This window comes from Streptomyces gilvus (assembly GCF_022513565.1).
Classification (GTDB): domain Bacteria; phylum Actinomycetota; class Actinomycetes; order Streptomycetales; family Streptomycetaceae; genus Streptomyces; species Streptomyces gilvus.
Genome location: NZ_JAKWBE010000042.1, coordinates 18,571 through 37,438, shown reverse-complemented (window position 1 = coordinate 37,438; position 18,868 = coordinate 18,571). Strand labels below are relative to the sequence as shown.

The following is an 18,868-nucleotide window of genomic DNA, read 5'->3' as shown; positions in this document are numbered from 1 at the left end:
GCGGACCTGACCGGCGTCCGCCGACGACCGGCCCGGAAACCATCGGGTGCCTCGCACCCTAGCCCCGCCCACCGACGCCGTTTCAGGCCCGCGTACTTCCACGGCGAACGTCAGTAGCAAGTTCCGTGGTTTCACCTAGCGGCCGCCACCGCGCCCCCAGGGAATGCGGCGTCGCGAAAACGGCTTGGTGACGCGGTGGGAGCCGGGGCCGACGGGGGCCACAGGGTCGGCCAGGCCGCCAGGGACAGCATCACGCACCTCATGCGCGCCTTGCTCGTTCCGGAGAGCCTCGAACTCAACTCCTGTCCGGGCGCCCCTCGACTGGGCGAACCACGGCCCCCCATCCCGGGACCGCCGGAATCCTCGTCGCGGCCGGAGCGCGCTCCGCCGACGGACCCAGCCTCACGGCCTTTCCTGCTCCGCCCAGATGATCTTTCCCTCGGGGGTGTAGCGGGCGCCCCAGCGGTCGGTCAGTTGGGCCACGAGGAAGAGGCCGCGGCCGCCCTCGTCCGTGCTGCGGGCGTGTCGCAGGCGGGGGGCCGTGCTGCTGGAGTCGGCGACCTCGCAGGTCAGGTCGGTGTCGCGGATCAGCCGTAGACGTATGGGCGGCTCGGCGTAGCGGATCGCGTTGGTGACCAGTTCGCTGACGACGAGTTCCGTCGTCAGGGCGAGGTCCTCAAGTCCCCAGGCCTCCACCTGGCGGGTGGCCCGCGCGCGGAGGTCGGCGACGGCGGCCGGGTCCACGGGCACGTCCCAGGAGGCGACATGATCCGCGCCCAGGGTGTGGGTGCGGGCCAGGAGCAGGGCGATGTCGTCGGGCTGCGATCCGGGGACGAGCTGCTGCACCGCGGACGTGCACAGCGTGGGCAGGTCGGTCTCGGAGCGGGTCAGAGCCCCGGCCAGGCGGGACATGCCGCGCTCGATGTCGCCGTCGGACCCCTCGATGAGACCGTCGGTGTAGAGGCCGATCAGGCTGTTCTCGGCGAGTTCGATCTCGGTGGCCTCGAACGCCATGGCGCCCAGTCCCAGCGGCGGTCCGGCCGGGGGCTCGGGGAAGGAGACCCGGCCGTCGGGTGCGACCACGACGGGCGGGGGGTGTCCGGCGCGGGCCATCGTGCAGCGACCGGTGACCGGGTCGTAGACGGCGTACAGGCAGGTCGCCCCGAGGAAGGCGGTCATGCTTCCCTGGGCCGGCCCGCCACCGTCGGTCTTCTCGGCGCTCAGCCGCAGGACGAGGTCGTCGAGGTGGGCCAGCAGTTCGTCGGGCGGCAGTTCCATGTCGGCGAGGGTCTGCACCGCCGTACGCAGCCGGCCCATGGCCGCCGCGGCGGTGATGCCGTGTCCCACCACGTCGCCGATGACGAGACCGACCCGGGCCCCGGACAGCGGGATCACGTCGAACCAGTCGCCGCCCACACCGTCCGTGGGGTCGGCCGGCAGATAGGCGGAGGCCACCTCCAGCGCGGTTCCGCCGGAGAGGGCCTGCGGCAGCAGACTGCGCTGCAGGGTCACCGCCGCGGTGTGCTCGCGGGTGTAGCGGCGGGCGTTGTCGACGCACAGCGCCGCCCGGGCCACCACTTCCCGGGCCAGCAGTACGTCGTCCGGCTGGAAGGGGACCGGGTTGAGGGAGCGCATGAAGGTGGTGATGCCGAGCGCGGTGTTGCGTGCCCGCATCGGCACGGATATCAGGGAGTGCAGGCCGAACTCACGGATGCGCTGGGCGCGTTCGGGCTGCTCGGTGACCCACTCCTTCGCCGAGGGATCGACGACCGGGAGCAGGATCGGTTCACCGTCGATGAGCAGGCTCAGATCGTGTGTCGGGGGCAGGAAGCCCGCTTTCTCCCCGATCCGCACCACGGCCTCGGGACAGCCCTCCCGCACCGAACTCATCCCGGCACGCCGCAGCACCGGCTGGGCGGGGGCGGGCCCGGCGTCCGTGAGCCACGCCCCGTGCCCCTCGGTGCTCAGGACGGGCTCCAGGAGGTCGACGACGACGAAGTCCGCGAACCGCGGTACCGCGAAGTCGGCGAGTTCCTGGGCCGTCCGGATGACGTCCAGGGTGGTGCCGACGCAGGTGCCGGCCTCGTTGACCAGCGTCAGCAGCCGTCGCGCGGTCCAGCGCTCGGTGACGTCCTGGACCATGTAGCAGACCCCGGTGACGGTCTCCCCCGCGTCCACCAGGGGGAAGAAGGACGTGGAGTACGCGCGCTGGCGGTGCGGGTCGGCCCAGCTCCAGCCCAGGTACTCGTAGTCGGTGACCGGGACCCCGCTCTGCAGGACCTTGCGCATCAGCCCTTCGAGCGTGGCCGCCTGCAGCCCCGGCAGCAGTTCGCTCAGCCGGCGCCCGAGCCGCTGTTCACGCGGCACGCCGCCGAAGGATTCGAGGGTGTCGTTGAGCCACACGTAGCGCAGCTCCAGGTCCATCACCGCCATGCCGACCGGGGAACGGGTGAGGAACCCGTCGAGCACGGACTGGCCGATCATCCACTGCTGACGCCGCTCCCGCGCCGAGAGCAGGAAGCACTCGCTCTCCCCGACCTGGAAGGACGCGGAGACCCGCAGGTCGGCGTCGACGGACCGGCCGTCGCGGTGCCGGAGCGGGACCAGGCCGTTCCACCCCATGCCGGCCCGGCACCGCCGCACCACCCCGGCCACCCGCGCCGGGTCCCTGGGGACGGCCAGCAGGCGGGCGGCGGACGTGCCGACCACCTCGGCGGCCGGGTGGCCGAGCAGCGCCTCGGCGGCACGGGTCCAGCCGAGCACGACCCCCTGAGCGGTGAGGACCGCCGCCGCGTCGCTGGACGCGTCGAGGAGATCGCGCGGTCCCGCGGGCGTCGGCCCGTCGGGCTCGTCTCGCGCTGGATCCATGGGTGCCATCCGGGTGCCGTCCTGTACACCCCCATGTTCCTGCTAGACCGCCCGAAGCGCACGGGCCTGACGGACCGGGCTGCCCGCCCTCGCCCGCTTCCGCCCGTCCGGAAGCGGAGGGACCATGGAAGGACCGCTGGTCAAAACCCGGGTGTGCGACGACGCCGGCAAGGGTCGCCGGATCCTGCGGAACGGTGGAGGTGCGTGCCGGATGACAGCCGAATCCTTCTCGACGGACGACGATGTCCCCGACGTCGAGTCACCCCCGCCGACCGGTCTGCTGGACCTGCTGAGCGTGGCCGCGACGGTCGTCGACGCCGACGGGCGCATCGTGTTCTGGACCCCGCAGGCCGAGGAACTGTTCGGGTACTCCGCGCAGGAGGCGCTCGGCAAGTACGCGGCACGGCTGTTCATCCATCCCGAGCATCTCAAGGCCGTGGTCAGGCTGTTCACCGAGGTGCTGCAGACCGGCCGCAGCTGGGCCGGCGCCTTCCCGATCCGGCACAAGGACGGCACCACCCGGGTCATGGAGTTCCGCAACATGCGGCTGCAGGACGATCTCGGGGACGTCTACGCGCTGGGCATCGCCGCCGACCACAACCTCCTGCAGCGCGTCGAGACCGACCTGGCCCTGTGCGACCGGCTGATCAGGCAGTCCCCCATCGGCCTTGCCCTGCTCGACCCCGATCTGCGCTACCTGCTGGTCAACCCGGCGCTGGAGCGCATCGACGGCGTCCCGGCCGAGGAGCACGTGGGCCGGGGCCTGCGGGAGACCCTGCCGCTGCCGGACATCGACACCATCGAGTCCGCGCTGCGGCAGGTGCTCACGACGGGCACTCCGCTGCTGGACCAGTACCACGTCGGCCGTCCGCGGACCGACCCCGAGCACGAACACGCCTGGTCCATGTCGTTCTACCGACTTGAAGACCCCGGTGGCCGGGTCCTGGGCGCGGCCGCCTCGGTCGTCGACGTCACCGAGCGGCACCGCGCGGCGGCCGAGGCCGACCGGGCGCGGCGCCGGCTCGCGCTGATCGCGGACGCCTCGGTGCGGGTCGGGACCACGCTGGAGGTGGAGGAGACCGCCCGGGAGCTGGCCGAGATCGCCGTGCCGCAGCTCGCCGACGTGGTCGCCGTCGACGTCCTGGACTCGGCGCTGGCCTGCCGCCGCTCCCGCAGACCGGACGACGGACCCGAACTCTTCCGCGCCCTCGCGCTCAAGGCGGCCCATCCGACGGTGGCCCTGCGCGCCGCCGACCCGCCCGGCGGACTGGCGGCCTACGAGGGCGACCGGCTGGTCACCCTGTGCGTCCACAGCGGCCGCCCGGTCCTGGTGCGGCACGTCGGCGAACGGGACCTGCCGCGCATCGCGCGGGACGCCGAGGCCGGCTCGCTGCTGGCCCGGGCGGGCGTCCATTCGTACCTCGCGGTGCCGCTGATCGCCCACGGTGAGGTGCTCGGCGCGCTCGACCTGAAACGGACCCGCAATCCGGCGCCGTTCGACGACGACGACGTCGTGCTGGCCGCCGAGCTCGCCGGGCGGGCGGCGGTGGCCATCGACAACGCCCGCTGGTTCCAGAGCGTGCGCAACACCTCCCTCACGCTGCAACGCAGCCTGCTGCCCGATCATCCGCCCCAGCACGCGGGCCTGGAGCTGGCCTCCCGCTACCAGCCCGCCCAGGCCACCAGCGAGGTCGGCGGCGACTGGTACGACGTCATCCCGCTCGACGACGACAAGACCGCGCTGGTCGTCGGCGACGTCATGGGCAACGGCATCGACGCCGCCGCCACCATGGGCCGGCTGCGCACCGCCACGTGTGCCTACGCCGACCTCGATCTCGAACCCGGCTCCGTGCTCCGCCACCTCGACAAGATCACCTGCGATCTGGAGCACTACATCGTCACCTGCCTCTACGCCGTGTACGACCCCCGCACCCGCGAGTGCCTGCTCGCCAACGCCGGCCACATGCCGCCCGCTCTGGTCGGCCCCCGTCACGCCCCGAAGCTGCTCGACCTGCCCTCCGGCGCACCGCTCGGTGTCGGCGGCATCACCTTCGAGACCACCTCGGTCCGTCTTGACCCCGGCGATCTGCTCGTCCTCTACACCGACGGCCTGGTCGAGACCCGGCACCACTCCATCGACGACCGTCTGCAGACCCTGCTCGGCTTCCTCGACGAGCCGCACCGCCCCCTGGAGGAGACCTGCGACCTCCTGCTCTACGGCCTGCGCCACCCCGACGACTACGACGACGTCGCCCTCCTCATCGCCCGGGCCCTGTAGGCAAGGGCACCGCACTCGCCGCGTCGGGCGCCGTCGCTCTGCCCGCGTCGGCGCCGGAAGGACGTACGAGAACGCTCTCTGACCGACGGGCAGTTGAGACCCGACAGTGAACGTGTGCGGCTGGTCGGACATTGTTCGAAACCTCTTGACGGTGGCATGACCTTCGATTGACACTCTCGCAACACGACGTCACCCAGCCGAAACGATCAGGCGCCCCTGGCCGAGGCGCCCGTTCCCGGCCGGCTTCCCCTGCCTTGCTCCCCCCGTCAGCCATGCCTCCGCAAGGAACCCCACATGACGTACCTCGCACGCCGGCGCACCCGTGTCAGACGCCGGGCCGGCCGGCTCGCCGGTCTGACCACCGTGTCGCTGTTCCTGGGCCTCACCGCACCGCTCTCCCCCGCGCACGCGGCGGACACCTCGGACGTCGCCGACGGGCTGGCCCTCTGGTACAAGCTCGACGCGGACTCCGGAAGCACCGTCCCCGACGCCTCCGGCAACGGCCGCGACGGCACCGTGAACGGCACCGCCGACTGGTCGGCCACCGGGCAGGGACTCGCCTTCAACGGCTCCGACACCTACATCAAGGTGCCGAACGACGTCATGAAGGGCATGTCCGCGATCACCGTCTCGACGGACGTGCTGATCGACTCCGCCCAGTCCACGCCGTACTTCCTCTACGGCTTCGGCAACTCCAGCGGCGGCAACGGCAACGGCTACCTCTTCACCACCGGAAACTCCCTGCGCACCTCGATCGCGACCGGCAACTGGTCGACGGAGCAGACCACCAAGCCCGCCGACGCGCACAACCTCAGCCGCGGGGTGTGGAAGCACCTCACCTACACCCAGGCCGGCACCACGGGCGTGCTGTACGAGGACGGCGTCGAGGTCGGCCGCAACACCTCGGTCACCATCACCCCCGGCTCCATCGGTTCGGGCACCACGACCGGCAACTACATCGGAAAGTCGCTCTACTCCGGCGACAAGCTCTTCAAGGGCCGCGTGCGCGACTTCCGCGTCTACGACCGCTCCCTCGACGCCTCCGAGGTCGCCCGGCTCGCCCTTCCTGTCGCCACACAGGGCGTCGCCGACGACAAGGCCGCCCTCAGCCTCGGCGACACCGGCGCGGTGACCGCCGACCTGGACCTGCCGAAGACCGGGACGGCCGGCGGCTCCACGATCAGCTGGGCCAGCGACGACACCGGCGTGGTGAGCGACACGGGCAGGGTGACCCGCCCGGCCGCCGGCGAACCCGCCGCCCACGCGAAGCTCACGGCCACCCTGCGCAAGGGCGCCGTGAGCGACACCAAGTCCTTCGACGTCACGGTGCTGCCCGACTTCGACGACCAAACGGCCACCGAGCACGCCGCCGAGGACCTCACCGTCCACAACCTCGACGACGTACGCGGCAACCTGTCGCTCCCGGCGACCGGTTCGTACGGCACCCGGGTCACCTGGTCCTCCGCCGCTCCGGACGTCGTCTCCGCCGACGGCGTCGTCCACCGCCCCGCACACGGCGCCGGTGCCACCACCGTCGAGCTGACCGCCACCGTCACCAAGGGCGAGGCGCGAACGACCCGCGTCCTGACCGCGAAGGTCCCCGAACTCCCCGCGCGACAGGCCCTCAAGGGCTACATGTTCAGCTACTTCACCGGCGAGGGAACCGCGGACGGCGAACAGCTCTACGCGGCGCTGAGCAAGGGCGACGACCCCCTGAAGTGGCGGGAGCTGAACGACGGCAAGCCCGTGCTGACCTCCACGCTCGGCGAGAAGGGCCTGCGCGACCCGTTCATCATCCGCTCCCCCGAGGGCGACAAGTTCTACCAGATCGCCACCGACCTGAGGATCTACGGCAACGGCGACTGGGACGCCGCCCAGCGCAGCGGCAGCAAGTCCATCATGGTCTGGGAGTCCACCGACCTGGTCCACTGGACGAACCAGCGCCTGGTCAGGGTCTCCCCCGACAGCGCGGGCAACACCTGGGCCCCGGAGGCGTTCTACGACGCCCAGCTCGGCGAGTACGTCGTCTTCTGGGCGTCGAAGCTGTACGACAACGCCGGGCACACCGGCGACACGTACAACCGCATGATGTACGCGACCACCCGCGACTTCTACACCTTCAGCGAGCCCAGGGTCTGGATCGACCGCGGCTGGTCCGTCATCGACTCCACGATGATCCAGAAGGACGGTACGTACTACCGCCTCTCGAAGGACGAGCGCAACAACTCCTCCTCGACTCCCAACAGCAAGTTCATCTTCGAGGAGAAGAGCGACTCCATCCTGGGCTCGTGGAGCCCGGTCGCCGAGGGGATCGGCAAGGGCGTGATGAGCGCCGCCGAGGGGCCGTTGGTCTTCAAGTCGAACACCGAGGACAAGTGGTACGCGTTCCTGGACGAGTTCGGCGGCCGCGGCTACCTCCCGTTCGAGACCAGCGACCTCGACTCGGGCAACTGGACCCCCGTCACCGACTACGACCTGCCGGCCAAGCCGCGCCACGGCACCGTCCTGCCCGTCACCCAGGCCGAGTACGACCGGCTGCTGCGCGCCTACCAGCCGGACCAACTGGTCGAGAGCGTCGAGGACGTGCCGGTGACGACACGGACCGGTGAACGGCCGGTCCTGCCGGCCACGGTGCTCGCCACCTACGCCGACGGTGTCAAGCGCCCTGTCGCCGTCTCCTGGGAGGACGTGCCCGAGTCGAAGTACGCCCAGGCCGGCACCTTCACCGTGACGGGCAGCCTGCCCGACGGCGCCGCGCTCCCGGTCCGGGCCCGGGTGACGGTGTCGGAGGAGGGCCCGGCCGTCCCGGCCGACCTGCTGCTGCACTACGGCTTCGACGAGACGTCCGGCAGCATCGTGGTCGACTCCAGCGGACACGGCTACCACGGCACGTACGTCCGAACCCCCGCCTTCGGCACCGGCGTCGACGGCGGCTCGTTCAAGATGTCCGGCGCCTCCGACTCGCCGTACGTGAGGATCCCGAACGGTGTGCTGAACGACGCCGACAGCGTCACCGTGTCGACGTACGCCAAGTGGCAGGGCGGAAACGCCTTCCAGTGGCTGTTCGGGCTCGGGCCGGACAGCGACAAGTACCTCTTCGCCACGCCCTCCAACGGCGGCTCCAGCCTCTACTCGGCCATCACCAAGGCGAGTTGGTCGGCGGAGTCGAAGCTGACGGCCGGCTCGCAGCTCACGCCCGGCCAGTGGCGGCACGTCACCGTCACCCTCGACGGCTCCACCGGCACGATGGTCCTCTACGTCGACGGCGTCGAGGCGGCCCGTACGACGACGAGCATCAAACCGTCCGAACTGTACGACGCGCACAAGGACTACACCGGCTACATCGGCCGGTCGCTGTACTCGGCCGACCCGTACTACGGCGGCGAGGTCGACGACTTCCGCATCTACGACCGGGCGTTGTCGGCCGCCGAGGTGATGGAGCTCAGCGGCAACACGGCGGGGATCGCCCATGTCTCCCACCCCGACCTCAAGGTCGACGCCATCGTCGACAACGCGGACGGCAGGATCACGCTGCCGATGAAGGAGGGCACCGATCTCACCTCCCTCGCACCGGAGTTCACCCTCGCCCACGGCGCGGCGATCAGCCCCGCCTCCGGCAGCGTGCAGGACTTCGGCAAGCCGGTGACGTACGAGGTGACGGGGTCCGACGGCACGAAGCGCAGCTGGACGGTCTCGGCGCTCGTCATGAAGAGCCCGGTCCTGCCGGGCCTCAACGCCGACCCGAACATCGTCCGCTTCGGCGACACCTTCTACCTCTACCCGACCACCGACGGCTACGACGGCTGGAGCGGCACGCAGTTCAAGGCGTACTCCTCCACCGACCTGGTCCACTGGAAGGACCACGGCGTCATCCTCGACCTCGGTCCCGACGTCTCCTGGGCGGACAGCAGAGCCTGGGCGCCGACGATCGCGGAGAGGAACGGCAAGTACTACTTCTACTTCTGCGCCGACGCCAACATCGGTGTCGCGGTCGCCGACTCCCCGACCGGCCCCTTCAAGGACGCTCTCGGCAAGCCGTTGTTGAAGGCAGGGCAGTTCAGCGGCCAGATGATCGACCCGGCGGTCTTCACCGACGACGACGGCCAGTCGTATCTGTACTTCGGCAACGGCCACGCGTACGTGGTGCCGCTGAACGACGACATGACCTCGCTGGACCACGCGAAGGTCAAGGACATCACGCCCAGCGGCTACAACGAGGGCTCCTTCGTCATCAAGCGCAAGGGCACCTACTACTTCATGTGGTCGGAGAACGACACCCGCGACGAGAACTACCGCGTCGCCTACGCCACCGGCCCCTCCCCCACCGGTCCCTGGACCAAGCGGGGCGTGATCCTCTCCAAGGACCTCTCCCTGGGCATCAAGGGCACCGGCCACCACTCGGTCGTCCAGGTGCCGAACACCGACGACTGGTACATCGCCTACCACCGCTTCGCCATCCCCGGCGGCGACGGCACACACCGCGAAACGACCGTCGACAGGCTGGAGTTCGACTCCGACGGCCTCATCAAGCCGGTCGTCCCCACGCTGACGAGCATCGACCCGGTGACCATCGTGCACGCCGGTGGGAACGCGGCAGGCGCGGAGGGCGACGCGATCACGCTGAACGGCTCGCTCTCCGGTGCGGGCAGCGCGCGGTGGACGGTCGAGCAGGGAGCGCCCTGCACCCTCGCCGACCCCGCCGCCGCGAGGACCACCATCACGTGCACCGACGACGGCACCTACACGGTCACCCTGACCGGCGGACGCAGCCACGACACGGCGAGGGTCACGGTGACCAACGCGGCCCCCGCCATCACCTCCGCCCAAGGTCCGCGATCCGCGGTGCCGGTCGGCCAACGGGCGGTCGTCACGGCCCGGTTCAGGGACCCGGGGACGAGCGACACCCACACCTGCGCGGTCGACTGGAAGGACGGCGGCAGGCCGACCCCCGGGACGGTCACCGCTGCGGGCTGCCGGGCCGAACACACGTATGCCAAGGCCGGAATCCGCCGCCCGGTGATCACGGTGACGGACGACGACGGTGGCTCCGCCAGCAGGACCCTTCCCGAACTCATCGCCTATGACCGCTCGGCCGGATCCGCGTTCGGCACCGGAGTCTTCACCTCCCCCGCCGGCGCGTACCCCGCCCAGCCGGACCTGACCGGCAAGGCAGCCTTCTTCTTCACCGCCCACTACCCGAAGCGGGGCACCGTCCCGGCCGGGGAGGCGTCCTTCGAGTTCGGCCCGGCGAAGCTGAGGCTCCGCTCGACCGCCTCCGACTGGCTCGTGGTCACCGGCGACCAGGCCGTGTACCAGGGGTCGGGAACGGTCAACGGCAAGTCCGGCTACGCCTTCCGCGTCACCGCCACCGACACCCCGGACAACTTCCGCATCGGGATCTGGAAGAAGTCCGACGGTGACGTCGTGTACGACAACGCCACCAGCCCCAGGCTCCTGGGTGTCCTCACGATCGGCGACCACGCTCGCTGAACCGGATCCACAACCTGATCTACGGCACGGCCCCCTTGAACCTCACCCCGTAGGGTGGGGTTCAAGGTTTCCCAAAGAGATGTCAAAGTCGGAGGGGGTCGGCCGTGGGTGCGCCACGCCTCAGCAGTACGCCGTTGCCAGGGATCGGGGTCCGTTACGACCTCACGACGCGCGAACAGCGCCGCTTGTCGGTGGTGGCGCACCGGGACGGCACCCGCACGATGAGCGCGTACCGCACGGACGATCCCGACGCGTGCGCGCTGTCGGTGCGGCTGACCGCGGGCGAGGCGGAGGCACTGGTCGACGCCATGAAGCCGACGCACCACAGCCCGAACCTGCTGTCCACGACCGAACTGGGCCTGGTGGCCGAGCGGATCGAGCTGTCCGCCGTGTCGTACTGGAACGGGCGGCTGCTGGGTGAGACCCGGATGCGCACCGAGACCGGCGTGTCCATCGTGGCGGTGCTACGCCGGGCCGAGGCGATTCCCTCGCCGACTCCGGACTTCCGGCTGGCGGGCGGCGACACGCTGATCGTGATCGGTACCCGTGAGGGCGTCGAGGCGGCCGCCGCGATACTCGGGCGGGAGTGAGCCGTATGCACTCCTCCGCACGCTTCCTGATCGAGTTCGGCGGCATCATCCTCGGCCTGGGACTGCTCGGCCGATTCGCCGCGCGCTTCCGCTTCTCCCCCATCCCGCTGTATCTGCTCGCCGGACTCGCCTTCGGCGAGGGCGGGTTGCTGCCGCTGGGCGCCAGTGAGGAGTTCGTCGCCATCGGCGCCGAGATCGGGGTGATCCTGCTGCTGCTGATGCTCGGCCTGGAGTACACCGCCAGCGATCTCGTCTCCAACCTCAAGACCCAGTACCCGGCCGGCCTCGTCGACGCCGCCCTCAACGCCCTTCCCGGCGCGGTGATGGCGCTGCTGCTGGGGTGGGGGCCGGTCGCCGCCGTCGTCCTGGCCGGGGTGACCTGGATATCGTCGTCCGGCGTGATCGCCAAGGTGCTCGGCGACCTCGGGCGGCTGGGCAACCGTGAGACGCCGGTCATCCTCAGCATCCTGGTGCTGGAGGACCTCTCCATGGCGGTCTACCTGCCGATCGTCACCGCGCTGCTGGCGGGCGCCGGGATCGCGGCGGGCAGTCTCACCCTGGGCATCGCCCTCGGGGTGGCCGGGCTCGTCCTCGTCGTCGCGGTCCGCTGGGGACGGCACATCTCGCGTTTCGTCTCCAACGACGACCCGGAGAAGCTGCTGCTGGTCGTCCTCGGGCTGACTCTCGTCGTCGCCGGTCTCGCGCAGCAACTGCAGGTCTCCGCCGCCGTGGGCGCCTTCCTCGTCGGCATCGCCCTGTCCGGTGAGGTGGCCGAGGGCGCGCACAACCTGCTGGCCCCGCTGCGCGATCTGTTCGCCGCCGTCTTCTTCGTCTTCTTCGGCCTGCACACCGACCCGGCCAGCATCCCGCCGGTCCTGCTTCCGGCCCTCGCCCTGGCCGTCGTCACGGCCGCGACGAAGATCGCGACCGGTTACTGGGCGGCACGCCGGGCCGGCATCTCCGCCAAGGGCCGCTGGCGCGCGGGCGGCACGCTCGTCGCGCGCGGGGAGTTCTCCATCGTCATCGCCGGTCTCGCCGTCACCGCCGGCATCGAGCCCTCGCTCGGCCCGCTGGCCACGGCGTACGTCCTGATCCTGGTGATCCTGGGCCCGCTCACCGCCCGCTACACGGAGCCGGTGGCGCTGTCCCTGACACACCGGCCGCGCAGGCCCGAACGGCCGAAGGAGGCGCCGGGCGAGAGCGAGCCGGCCGTCGCGGAACCGCACGAGGTGGGCCGGCCCTGAACCGTCGTACGGCAGCGGCCGGGCTCAGCCGGTGAATCCGATGTGGACGTGGTCGTGGTGGGTGTTGTCGCTGAAGAACTGGTTGGCGGTGGCGCCACCGGAGAGCTGGACGGGTCCGCCGACGTTGTAGGAGCCGGCCGCCGCCGCGTCCCGCATGAAGCGTTCGATGAGGCCGCGGGGCGTGGCCGGGTCGACCACCGCGTGGCCGTCGATCTGCCACACGTCGAAGGCGCGGCCGCGGGGATGGTCACTGGGGCGGCTGGTGCCGAAGACGTCGAGGGGATGGCCGGAGCGGACGACGCTGACGTAGATCCGGTAGGTGCCCGCCAGTTGCCGCATCGCGGTGAGGACGCTGTCGTGGATGCGGCCGCTGCGCAGATCGGCCTGGGCGGCGGGCGGCAGTTCGATGCGGGAGTCGGCGAGGATCGCGCGGACGCGGCCCGGCAGCGGTGACACGGCCGCGCCGGGCCGCGCGGGGTGCAGGGCGGTGACCGTCCAGCCGGAGGCGGCGCGGGTGAGCCGTACGTCCACCGTCGTACCGCCGGCGCCGACCCTGCCGCCCCGGAGCGTCCACTGACGGCAGACGACCAGCACGCTGGCGGAGTCGGTGAGGATGCCGCCGTACTGGGCGTCGACCACCTGCACGACAGCGGCGTCCGCGTCCGGCAGCAGCGGGCCGGCCTGGGCGACGAGGGAGGCGGGAAGCCTCAGCGCGGCCACCCGCGTCCGGGCCGCCGCCGCGCCGCCCCTGCCCTGCGGCCACGCCCCGATCGCCTCGACCAGCTGAACCGCACGCAGCTTGGCGGCCGGAGTGATCTCCGCGGAAGTCGGCCGCCACGGTGTCGTACGCGGCAGGGCGGCGGCCTGCGTCGTGGGCGGCGGCGACGTGGGCGCACCGGCCGGGGCGGTGCCCGACGGTGACGGAGCCGACAGGGAGGGGGCCGACGGGGAGGAGGCCGACGGTGACGGAGCCGTGTGGGTCGTGCCGCTGCCGCAGCCCGCCGCGCCGAGCAGACCGCCCGCCGCGCCCAGCAGGACGACGCGCCGGGACGGTTGCGTGGGCTCGCGTGTCATACCTTCCAGTGTCCGCCCATCGGGAGTCCTTCGCCGGGCGGCACGGGACCGGCGCATTACCGGCCGTTGACGGGCGTCGGACGGCGTTGCCCGGTTCTGGGCCGATGCGAGTACTTCGTACTCATGTACTTGCCAATCACTTGACGATCCGTTCCCTGGACGTTCAACCCTGGTCCCTCGCCCGCGCTGTGTGCCGTCCCTAGGTTGCCTGGGGGTTTGGGGAGAGGGGACTATGGACGCACTTCTCGCGGTCCGGGCGCGTGGGATCACCAAGTGTTTCGGCGATGTCGTGGCACTCGACGGCGTCGACCTGGATGTGACGCAGGGTCAGATACACGGCCTGGTGGGGCCGAACGGCGCCGGCAAGACGACACTGCTCGGCCTTCTGCTGGGTCTGGCCGTCGCCGACGGCGGCCGGCTGGAGATCCTCGGTACGCCGGTCGAGCGGGCGCTCGCGGTTCCCGACGGGGTCGCCGGCTTCGTGGACGGCCCCGGCCTCTACCCCTCCCTCACCGCCCGGCAGAACCTCGCGGCGCTGGCCCGACTCCGGGGCCACGACGCGCGGACGGCGGGGATCGACGAGGTGCTCGACCAGGTCGGGCTCACCGACGTCGCCGACGACAAGGCCCGCGGCTTCTCCCTCGGCATGCGGCAACGCCTCGGTCTGGCCGCCGCCCTGCTCACCGGACCGCGGCTGCTGGTGCTCGACGAACCCTCCAACGGCCTTGACCCGTCCGGCAAAAGACAGGTGCACCGGGTTCTGACCCGGCTCGCCGCGGCCGGCACCGGTGTGGTCGTCTCCAGTCACCGGATGGACGACCTCGAGGCGCTGTGCTCCGAGGTGACCATCCTCGCCACCGGACGGGTCGTCTTCTCCGGACCGCTGAACAAGCTGGCCGCGGAGAACCGCGAACTCGACTACCGGGTGCGCACCTCCGATCCGCGGGCCGCGCGCCGGCTGGCCGACGACACGGACGGGATCAGGGTCGTCGAGGACACCAGGACGCGGCAGGACGCCGAGGTACTGGTCGTCCGGGCACTGGTGCCCGCGCTCGACGAACTGGTGGCGCACCTCGTGCGGTCGGGTGTCGCGGTACGCGAACTGGCGCCCGTCGTCTCGCCGTTGGAGGCCGCCTTCCTCGCCCTCACCGAGCCCCAGGAGGACGGCCGATGACCACGGCCATCGCCGAAGACGGCGTTGCCGTCGTGCGCCGCGTGCCGCTGTCGCGCGGCTACCGCTTCGAGGTGGTGAAGCTGGTCTCGCAGTGGCGGATCCGGCTGCTGGTCCTCGCCTGCTGGATCGCGCCGGCGCTCTTCGTGGCCGGGGTCGGTCAGCAGAGCACACTGCCCTCCGACACGCTGTTCGGCCGCTGGATGCACGCCACGGGGTGGGCCGGGCCGCTGGTGATGCTCGGTTTCGCGGGCACCTGGGCGCTGCCGCTGCTGACCTCGGCGGTCGCCGGTGACGTGTTCGCCGCCGAGGACCGGCTGGGGACCTGGCGGCATCTGCTGGTGGCGGTGCGCTCACCCCGCGGGATCTTCGTGGCGAAGTCACTGGCCAGCCTCACCGTCATCCTGCTGCTGGTGGCCGGGCTCGTCTGCTCCAGCGTGATCGGCGGGCTGGCGTCGGTCGGCGACCAGCCGCTGGTCGGCCTCGACGGCCACCTGCTGACACCGGGGGACGCGGCCGGCCGGGTCGTGCTGGCGTGGCTGTGCGCGCTCGCTCCGACCCTGGCACTCACCGCGCTCGGCCTGCTCGGGTCGGTCGCCCTCGGGCGCTCCCCGATGGGCCTGCTGCTGCCGCCCCTGGTCGCGCTCGGCATGCAGGTCGCCCAGATGCTGCCGCTGCCGGTCGCCGTACGCCTCGCCCTGCCGGGCTACGCCTTCATCTCCTGGAACGGCCTGTTCACCAGCCCGGCCCAGCTCGCCCCGCTGCTGATCGGGGTCGCGGTCAGCCTGGTGTGGGCCGTGCTGGCGACGGCGCTGGCCTATCTGCTGTTCCTGCGGCGGGACTTCACCAACCTGGCCTACGACGGCGCCGGTCGCCGCGCCCTCACGGTCGGACTGCTGCCGCCGGCCGCCCTCACCGCCGTCACCGTCGCGGTGGTCGCCGTGGCGACCCCGTCCACGGGCTCCGGCATCGAGCAGAACAAGGTGCAGCGTTCGGTGGCCACCGCGTTCGCCCACCTCTACCGGCTGCAGACCCGGCAGTTGCACCGCCCCGCCGTCACGGAGGCGAAGCTGCGGACCACGGCGGCGTGCACCAAGAGCGACGGCCAGGGCGCTCAAGAAGGCGCGGGCAACGACTGGCGTTGCGTCGTGACCTGGCATCTCCCCGACGTCGCGGTGGCCGGTACGGCCGTCTACCAGCTCGACGTCGCCTCAGACGGGCGGTTCGTGGCCGACGGCGACGGACCGAAGGAAGTCAACGGCTACTTCCTCGTCCGTACCCCCACCGGGGACGCCCCGAACCCCCTTTGGCAGTTCGACGGCAACGTCGAACTGCTCGACACCACCTCGAAGGGATAAGTCCATGCAGGTAACACGGCAGCGCCGGGTCAGCGGGAAAGAGCAGGTCAGCCTCTTCGGCAGACGGGTCGGCCGGCGCACCCTCCTGGTGACGGCGGGCATCACCGTCGCGCTCGGCGTCACGGGGACCGCCGTCGCCTCGACGTGGCAGTTCGGCACCCAGCAGGTCGCCCAGGTCACCCGCAACGGCCAGGTGCTCCCCAGCGACCAGTACATCAAGCCCTACGGCGACCGCACCGTCATGACCGACGGCAAGATCATGTCGTCCACGGTCAGCCCCGACGGCACCCACCTGGCCGCGGCGGTCGCCGACGGCGACGCCTCACTGGTCGTCCTGGACCTCGCGACGGGGCAGGTGAAACAGAAGGTCGGCACCAACGCGGCGGACGACCTGCGCATCAAGTCCGGCTCCGTCGGCCAGGAAGGCCCGACGTACTCGCCCGACGGCACGCAGCTGTGGCTGGGCCAGGCCGACGGCTACACCAAGTTCACCGTCAACGCCGACGGCACCCTCGCCAACCCGGTGACCGTCTCCATCCCGGCCGACGGCACCAAGCACGCACTGGTGGGCGCGGCGGTCTTCTCGGCCGACGGCTCCACCGTGTACTCCGCGGTCAACGGCCAGAACCGGGTCGTCGCCATCGACGCGGCCGGCGGAACCATCAAGCAGAGCTGGGCCGTCGGCACCGCCCCGCGCGGTCTCGCCCTGGTGGGCGGCAAGCTCTACGTCAGCAACGAGGGCGGACGCCCGGCCAAGGCCGGCGAGACCACCATGAACTCCTACGGCACCCAGGTGCCGGCCAACCCCGCCACCGGCGCCGCCACCACCGGCACCGTCAGCGTCATCGACACGACCGACCCGTCGGCCGCCGTCGGCAGCATCGACGTCGGTCTGCACCCGACCGCGGTGTACGCCAGGAAGGGCACGGTGTTCGTCACGAACACCGCCGACAACAGCGTCTCGGTCATCAACACGGCCAAGGACAAGGTCGTCCAGACCATCGCCACCCAGCCGTGGCCGGAGGCCTCCGTCGGTTACGAGCCCAACGCCGTGACGCTCACCGACGACGGCCGCCTGCTGGTGACGCTCGGCCGCGCCAACGCCGTCGCCGTCTACCGCTACACCTCCGCCCAGCAGCCGGCCCGCTATGTCGGCCTGCTGCCCACGGACTACTTCCCCGCGGAGATCACCACCGTCGGCAAGCAGGTGATCGTCTCCAACACCCGTGGTGTCGACGCCCGCCGCCCCACCACCGCCGGCGGTCACAACACCCACGACACGACGTCCAGCCTGACGCGGTTCACGCTGCCCTCCGACAGCGTCGTCCGCTCGCAGACGGCCAACGTCTTCAAGCAGAACGGCTGGACGGCCGGCTCGGTCCTCACCGCCAAGGGCAAGAGCCACGCCAAGCCGGTGCCGGTCCCGGCCCGTCTGGGCGACCCCTCGACGATCAAGCACGTCTTCCTGCTGGTCAAGGAGAACCGGACCTACGACCAGGTCTTGGGCGACCTGCCGCAGGGCGACGGCGACTCCTCGCTGACGACGTTCGGCGAGAACGTGACGCCCAACCAGCACGCGCTGGCCCAGCAGTTCGGGCTCTACGACAACTTCTACGACGTCGGCACGAATTCCGCCGAGGGCCACAACTGGCTGATGCAGTCGGACAACCCGGAGTACACCGAGTCCTCCGCCGGCGAGTACACGCGCAGCTACGACACCGAGGACGACGTCCTCGGCCACCAGAAGACCGGCTTCATCTGGACCGGCGCGCAGGCGGCCGGGAAGTCCGTCAAGGACTTCGGCGAGTTCCAGTCGATCGAGTCCAAGCCGGCCGGCGCGACCTGGCAGAACCTGTACTGCGACAGCAAGACCATGGCCGCGACGGGGGCGCAGACCCAGTACCCCATCAAGACCGGTTCGGCGATCCCGTCGCTCAACAAGGTGGCGGTGCAGGGCTTCCCGCTGTTCGACCTGGGTGTCCCGGACATCTACAAGGAACAGATCTGGAAGCAGGACTTCGAGAAGAACGGTCCGGCGAACCTGAACATGTTCTGGTTCTCCAACGACCACACCGGCGGCCCGGCGAACGCCTCCGCCGAGGTCGCGGACAACGACCTCGCGGTCGGCCGGATGGTCGACGAGATCTCGCACAGCAAGTACTGGAAGGACTCGGCGATCTTCGTCGTCGAGGACGACTCCCAGAACGGTCTCGACCACGTCGACGGCCACCGTGCGCCGGTCCAGGTCATCAGCCCGTACGCCAACCACGGCACTGTCGACAGCCACTACTACTCGCAGATCACGATGGTCCGCACCATCGAGCAGATCCTCGGCATCCACCCGATGAACCAGCTCGACAGCGCGGCCACCCCGATGTACGGGGCGTTCACCCAGAAGGCGAACAACACCCCGTTCACCGCGGTGCCCAACCGGACCTCGCTGACCCTCGGCGTGAGCCCGCAGCCCACCTGCGGTTCGGACACCCCGGCGGCGCAGGACAAGCAGGCGGCCGCCGCGCCGACGACCACCGCGGTGCCCCAGGCGGCGCAGTCGGTCGCGGCGCAGTGGAAGGCCTGGGCCTCGCACCAGCGCCTGACCGGCCCGAACGCCGTGCCGGACTACGCCAACCCCGAGCAGATGAACCGTTACACCTGGTACCAGACGCACAACTTCACCAAGCCGTACCCGGGTGACAAGAAGGTCTACGCGCCGAACGCGGTTCCCGGCGCCTACCTCCCGTCGTCGGAGTCCGACGGCTGACCGGGCCGAGCTCATCCCGACAGGGCCCTCCGGC

The 18,868-nt window shown here is 71.0% G+C and carries 9 protein-coding genes; 7 read left to right on the top strand and 2 right to left on the bottom strand.

Translation table 11 applies throughout. The features are described 5' to 3' along the window. Nucleotides 1–402 precede the first annotated feature (402 nt). The gene (locus MKW14_RS37800) at nucleotides 403–2,877 is read right to left on the bottom strand and encodes a SpoIIE family protein phosphatase (protein WP_374116656.1); all 2,475 of its coding nucleotides are present in this window, start codon (nucleotides 2,875–2,877) and stop codon (nucleotides 403–405) included. A gap of 202 nt (nucleotides 2,878–3,079) precedes the next feature. Between MKW14_RS37800 and MKW14_RS37795 the strand changes: the two genes are divergently transcribed. The 4 genes from MKW14_RS37795 to MKW14_RS37780 all read left to right on the top strand — a co-directional run bounded on the left by MKW14_RS37795 (nucleotide 3,080) and on the right by MKW14_RS37780 (nucleotide 12,470). Then, a complete protein-coding gene (locus MKW14_RS37795; RefSeq protein WP_240870860.1) occupies nucleotides 3,080–5,146 on the top strand; it encodes a SpoIIE family protein phosphatase in 2,067 nt (688 codons plus the stop codon). 294 nt (nucleotides 5,147–5,440) lie between these two features. Continuing rightward, nucleotides 5,441–10,636 carry a family 43 glycosylhydrolase gene (locus tag MKW14_RS37790; RefSeq protein ID WP_240870857.1) on the top strand — a complete coding sequence of 1,732 codons (5,196 nt, stop codon included), beginning with the start codon at nucleotides 5,441–5,443 and terminating at the stop codon, nucleotides 10,634–10,636. 104 nt (nucleotides 10,637–10,740) lie between these two features. Next, entirely contained in the window at nucleotides 10,741–11,226 is a 486-nt protein-coding gene (locus MKW14_RS37785; RefSeq protein WP_240870854.1) for a cation:proton antiporter regulatory subunit, read from the top strand. A 5-nt stretch (nucleotides 11,227–11,231) separates the two neighbouring features. After that, a complete protein-coding gene (locus tag MKW14_RS37780) occupies nucleotides 11,232–12,470 on the top strand; it encodes a cation:proton antiporter (protein ID WP_240870853.1) in 1,239 nt (412 codons plus the stop codon). A gap of 24 nt (nucleotides 12,471–12,494) precedes the next feature. Here the strand turns inward: MKW14_RS37780 and MKW14_RS37775 are convergent, their stop codons facing one another. Then, entirely contained in the window at nucleotides 12,495–13,544 is a 1,050-nt protein-coding gene (locus tag MKW14_RS37775; RefSeq protein WP_240870850.1) for a hypothetical protein, read from the bottom strand. Between the two features lie 232 nt (nucleotides 13,545–13,776). Between MKW14_RS37775 and MKW14_RS37770 the strand changes: the two genes are divergently transcribed. From MKW14_RS37770 to MKW14_RS37760, 3 genes are read left to right on the top strand one after another with little or no spacing between them, the layout of a single operon-like run. Beyond that, nucleotides 13,777–14,718, top strand: a complete 942-nt coding sequence (locus MKW14_RS37770; protein ID WP_240870849.1) for an ABC transporter ATP-binding protein — start codon at nucleotides 13,777–13,779, stop codon at nucleotides 14,716–14,718. Further along, a complete protein-coding gene (locus tag MKW14_RS37765) occupies nucleotides 14,715–16,073 on the top strand; it encodes an ABC-2 transporter permease family protein (RefSeq protein ID WP_240870845.1) in 1,359 nt (452 codons plus the stop codon). The genes MKW14_RS37770 and MKW14_RS37765 overlap by 4 nt, the downstream gene beginning before the upstream one ends. Before the next feature lie 4 nt (nucleotides 16,074–16,077). Further along, complete coding sequence (locus MKW14_RS37760) at nucleotides 16,078–18,834, top strand: bifunctional YncE family protein/alkaline phosphatase family protein (RefSeq protein WP_240870843.1); 2,757 nt, start codon at nucleotides 16,078–16,080, stop codon at nucleotides 18,832–18,834. The last annotated feature ends 34 nt before the right edge of the window (nucleotides 18,835–18,868 follow it).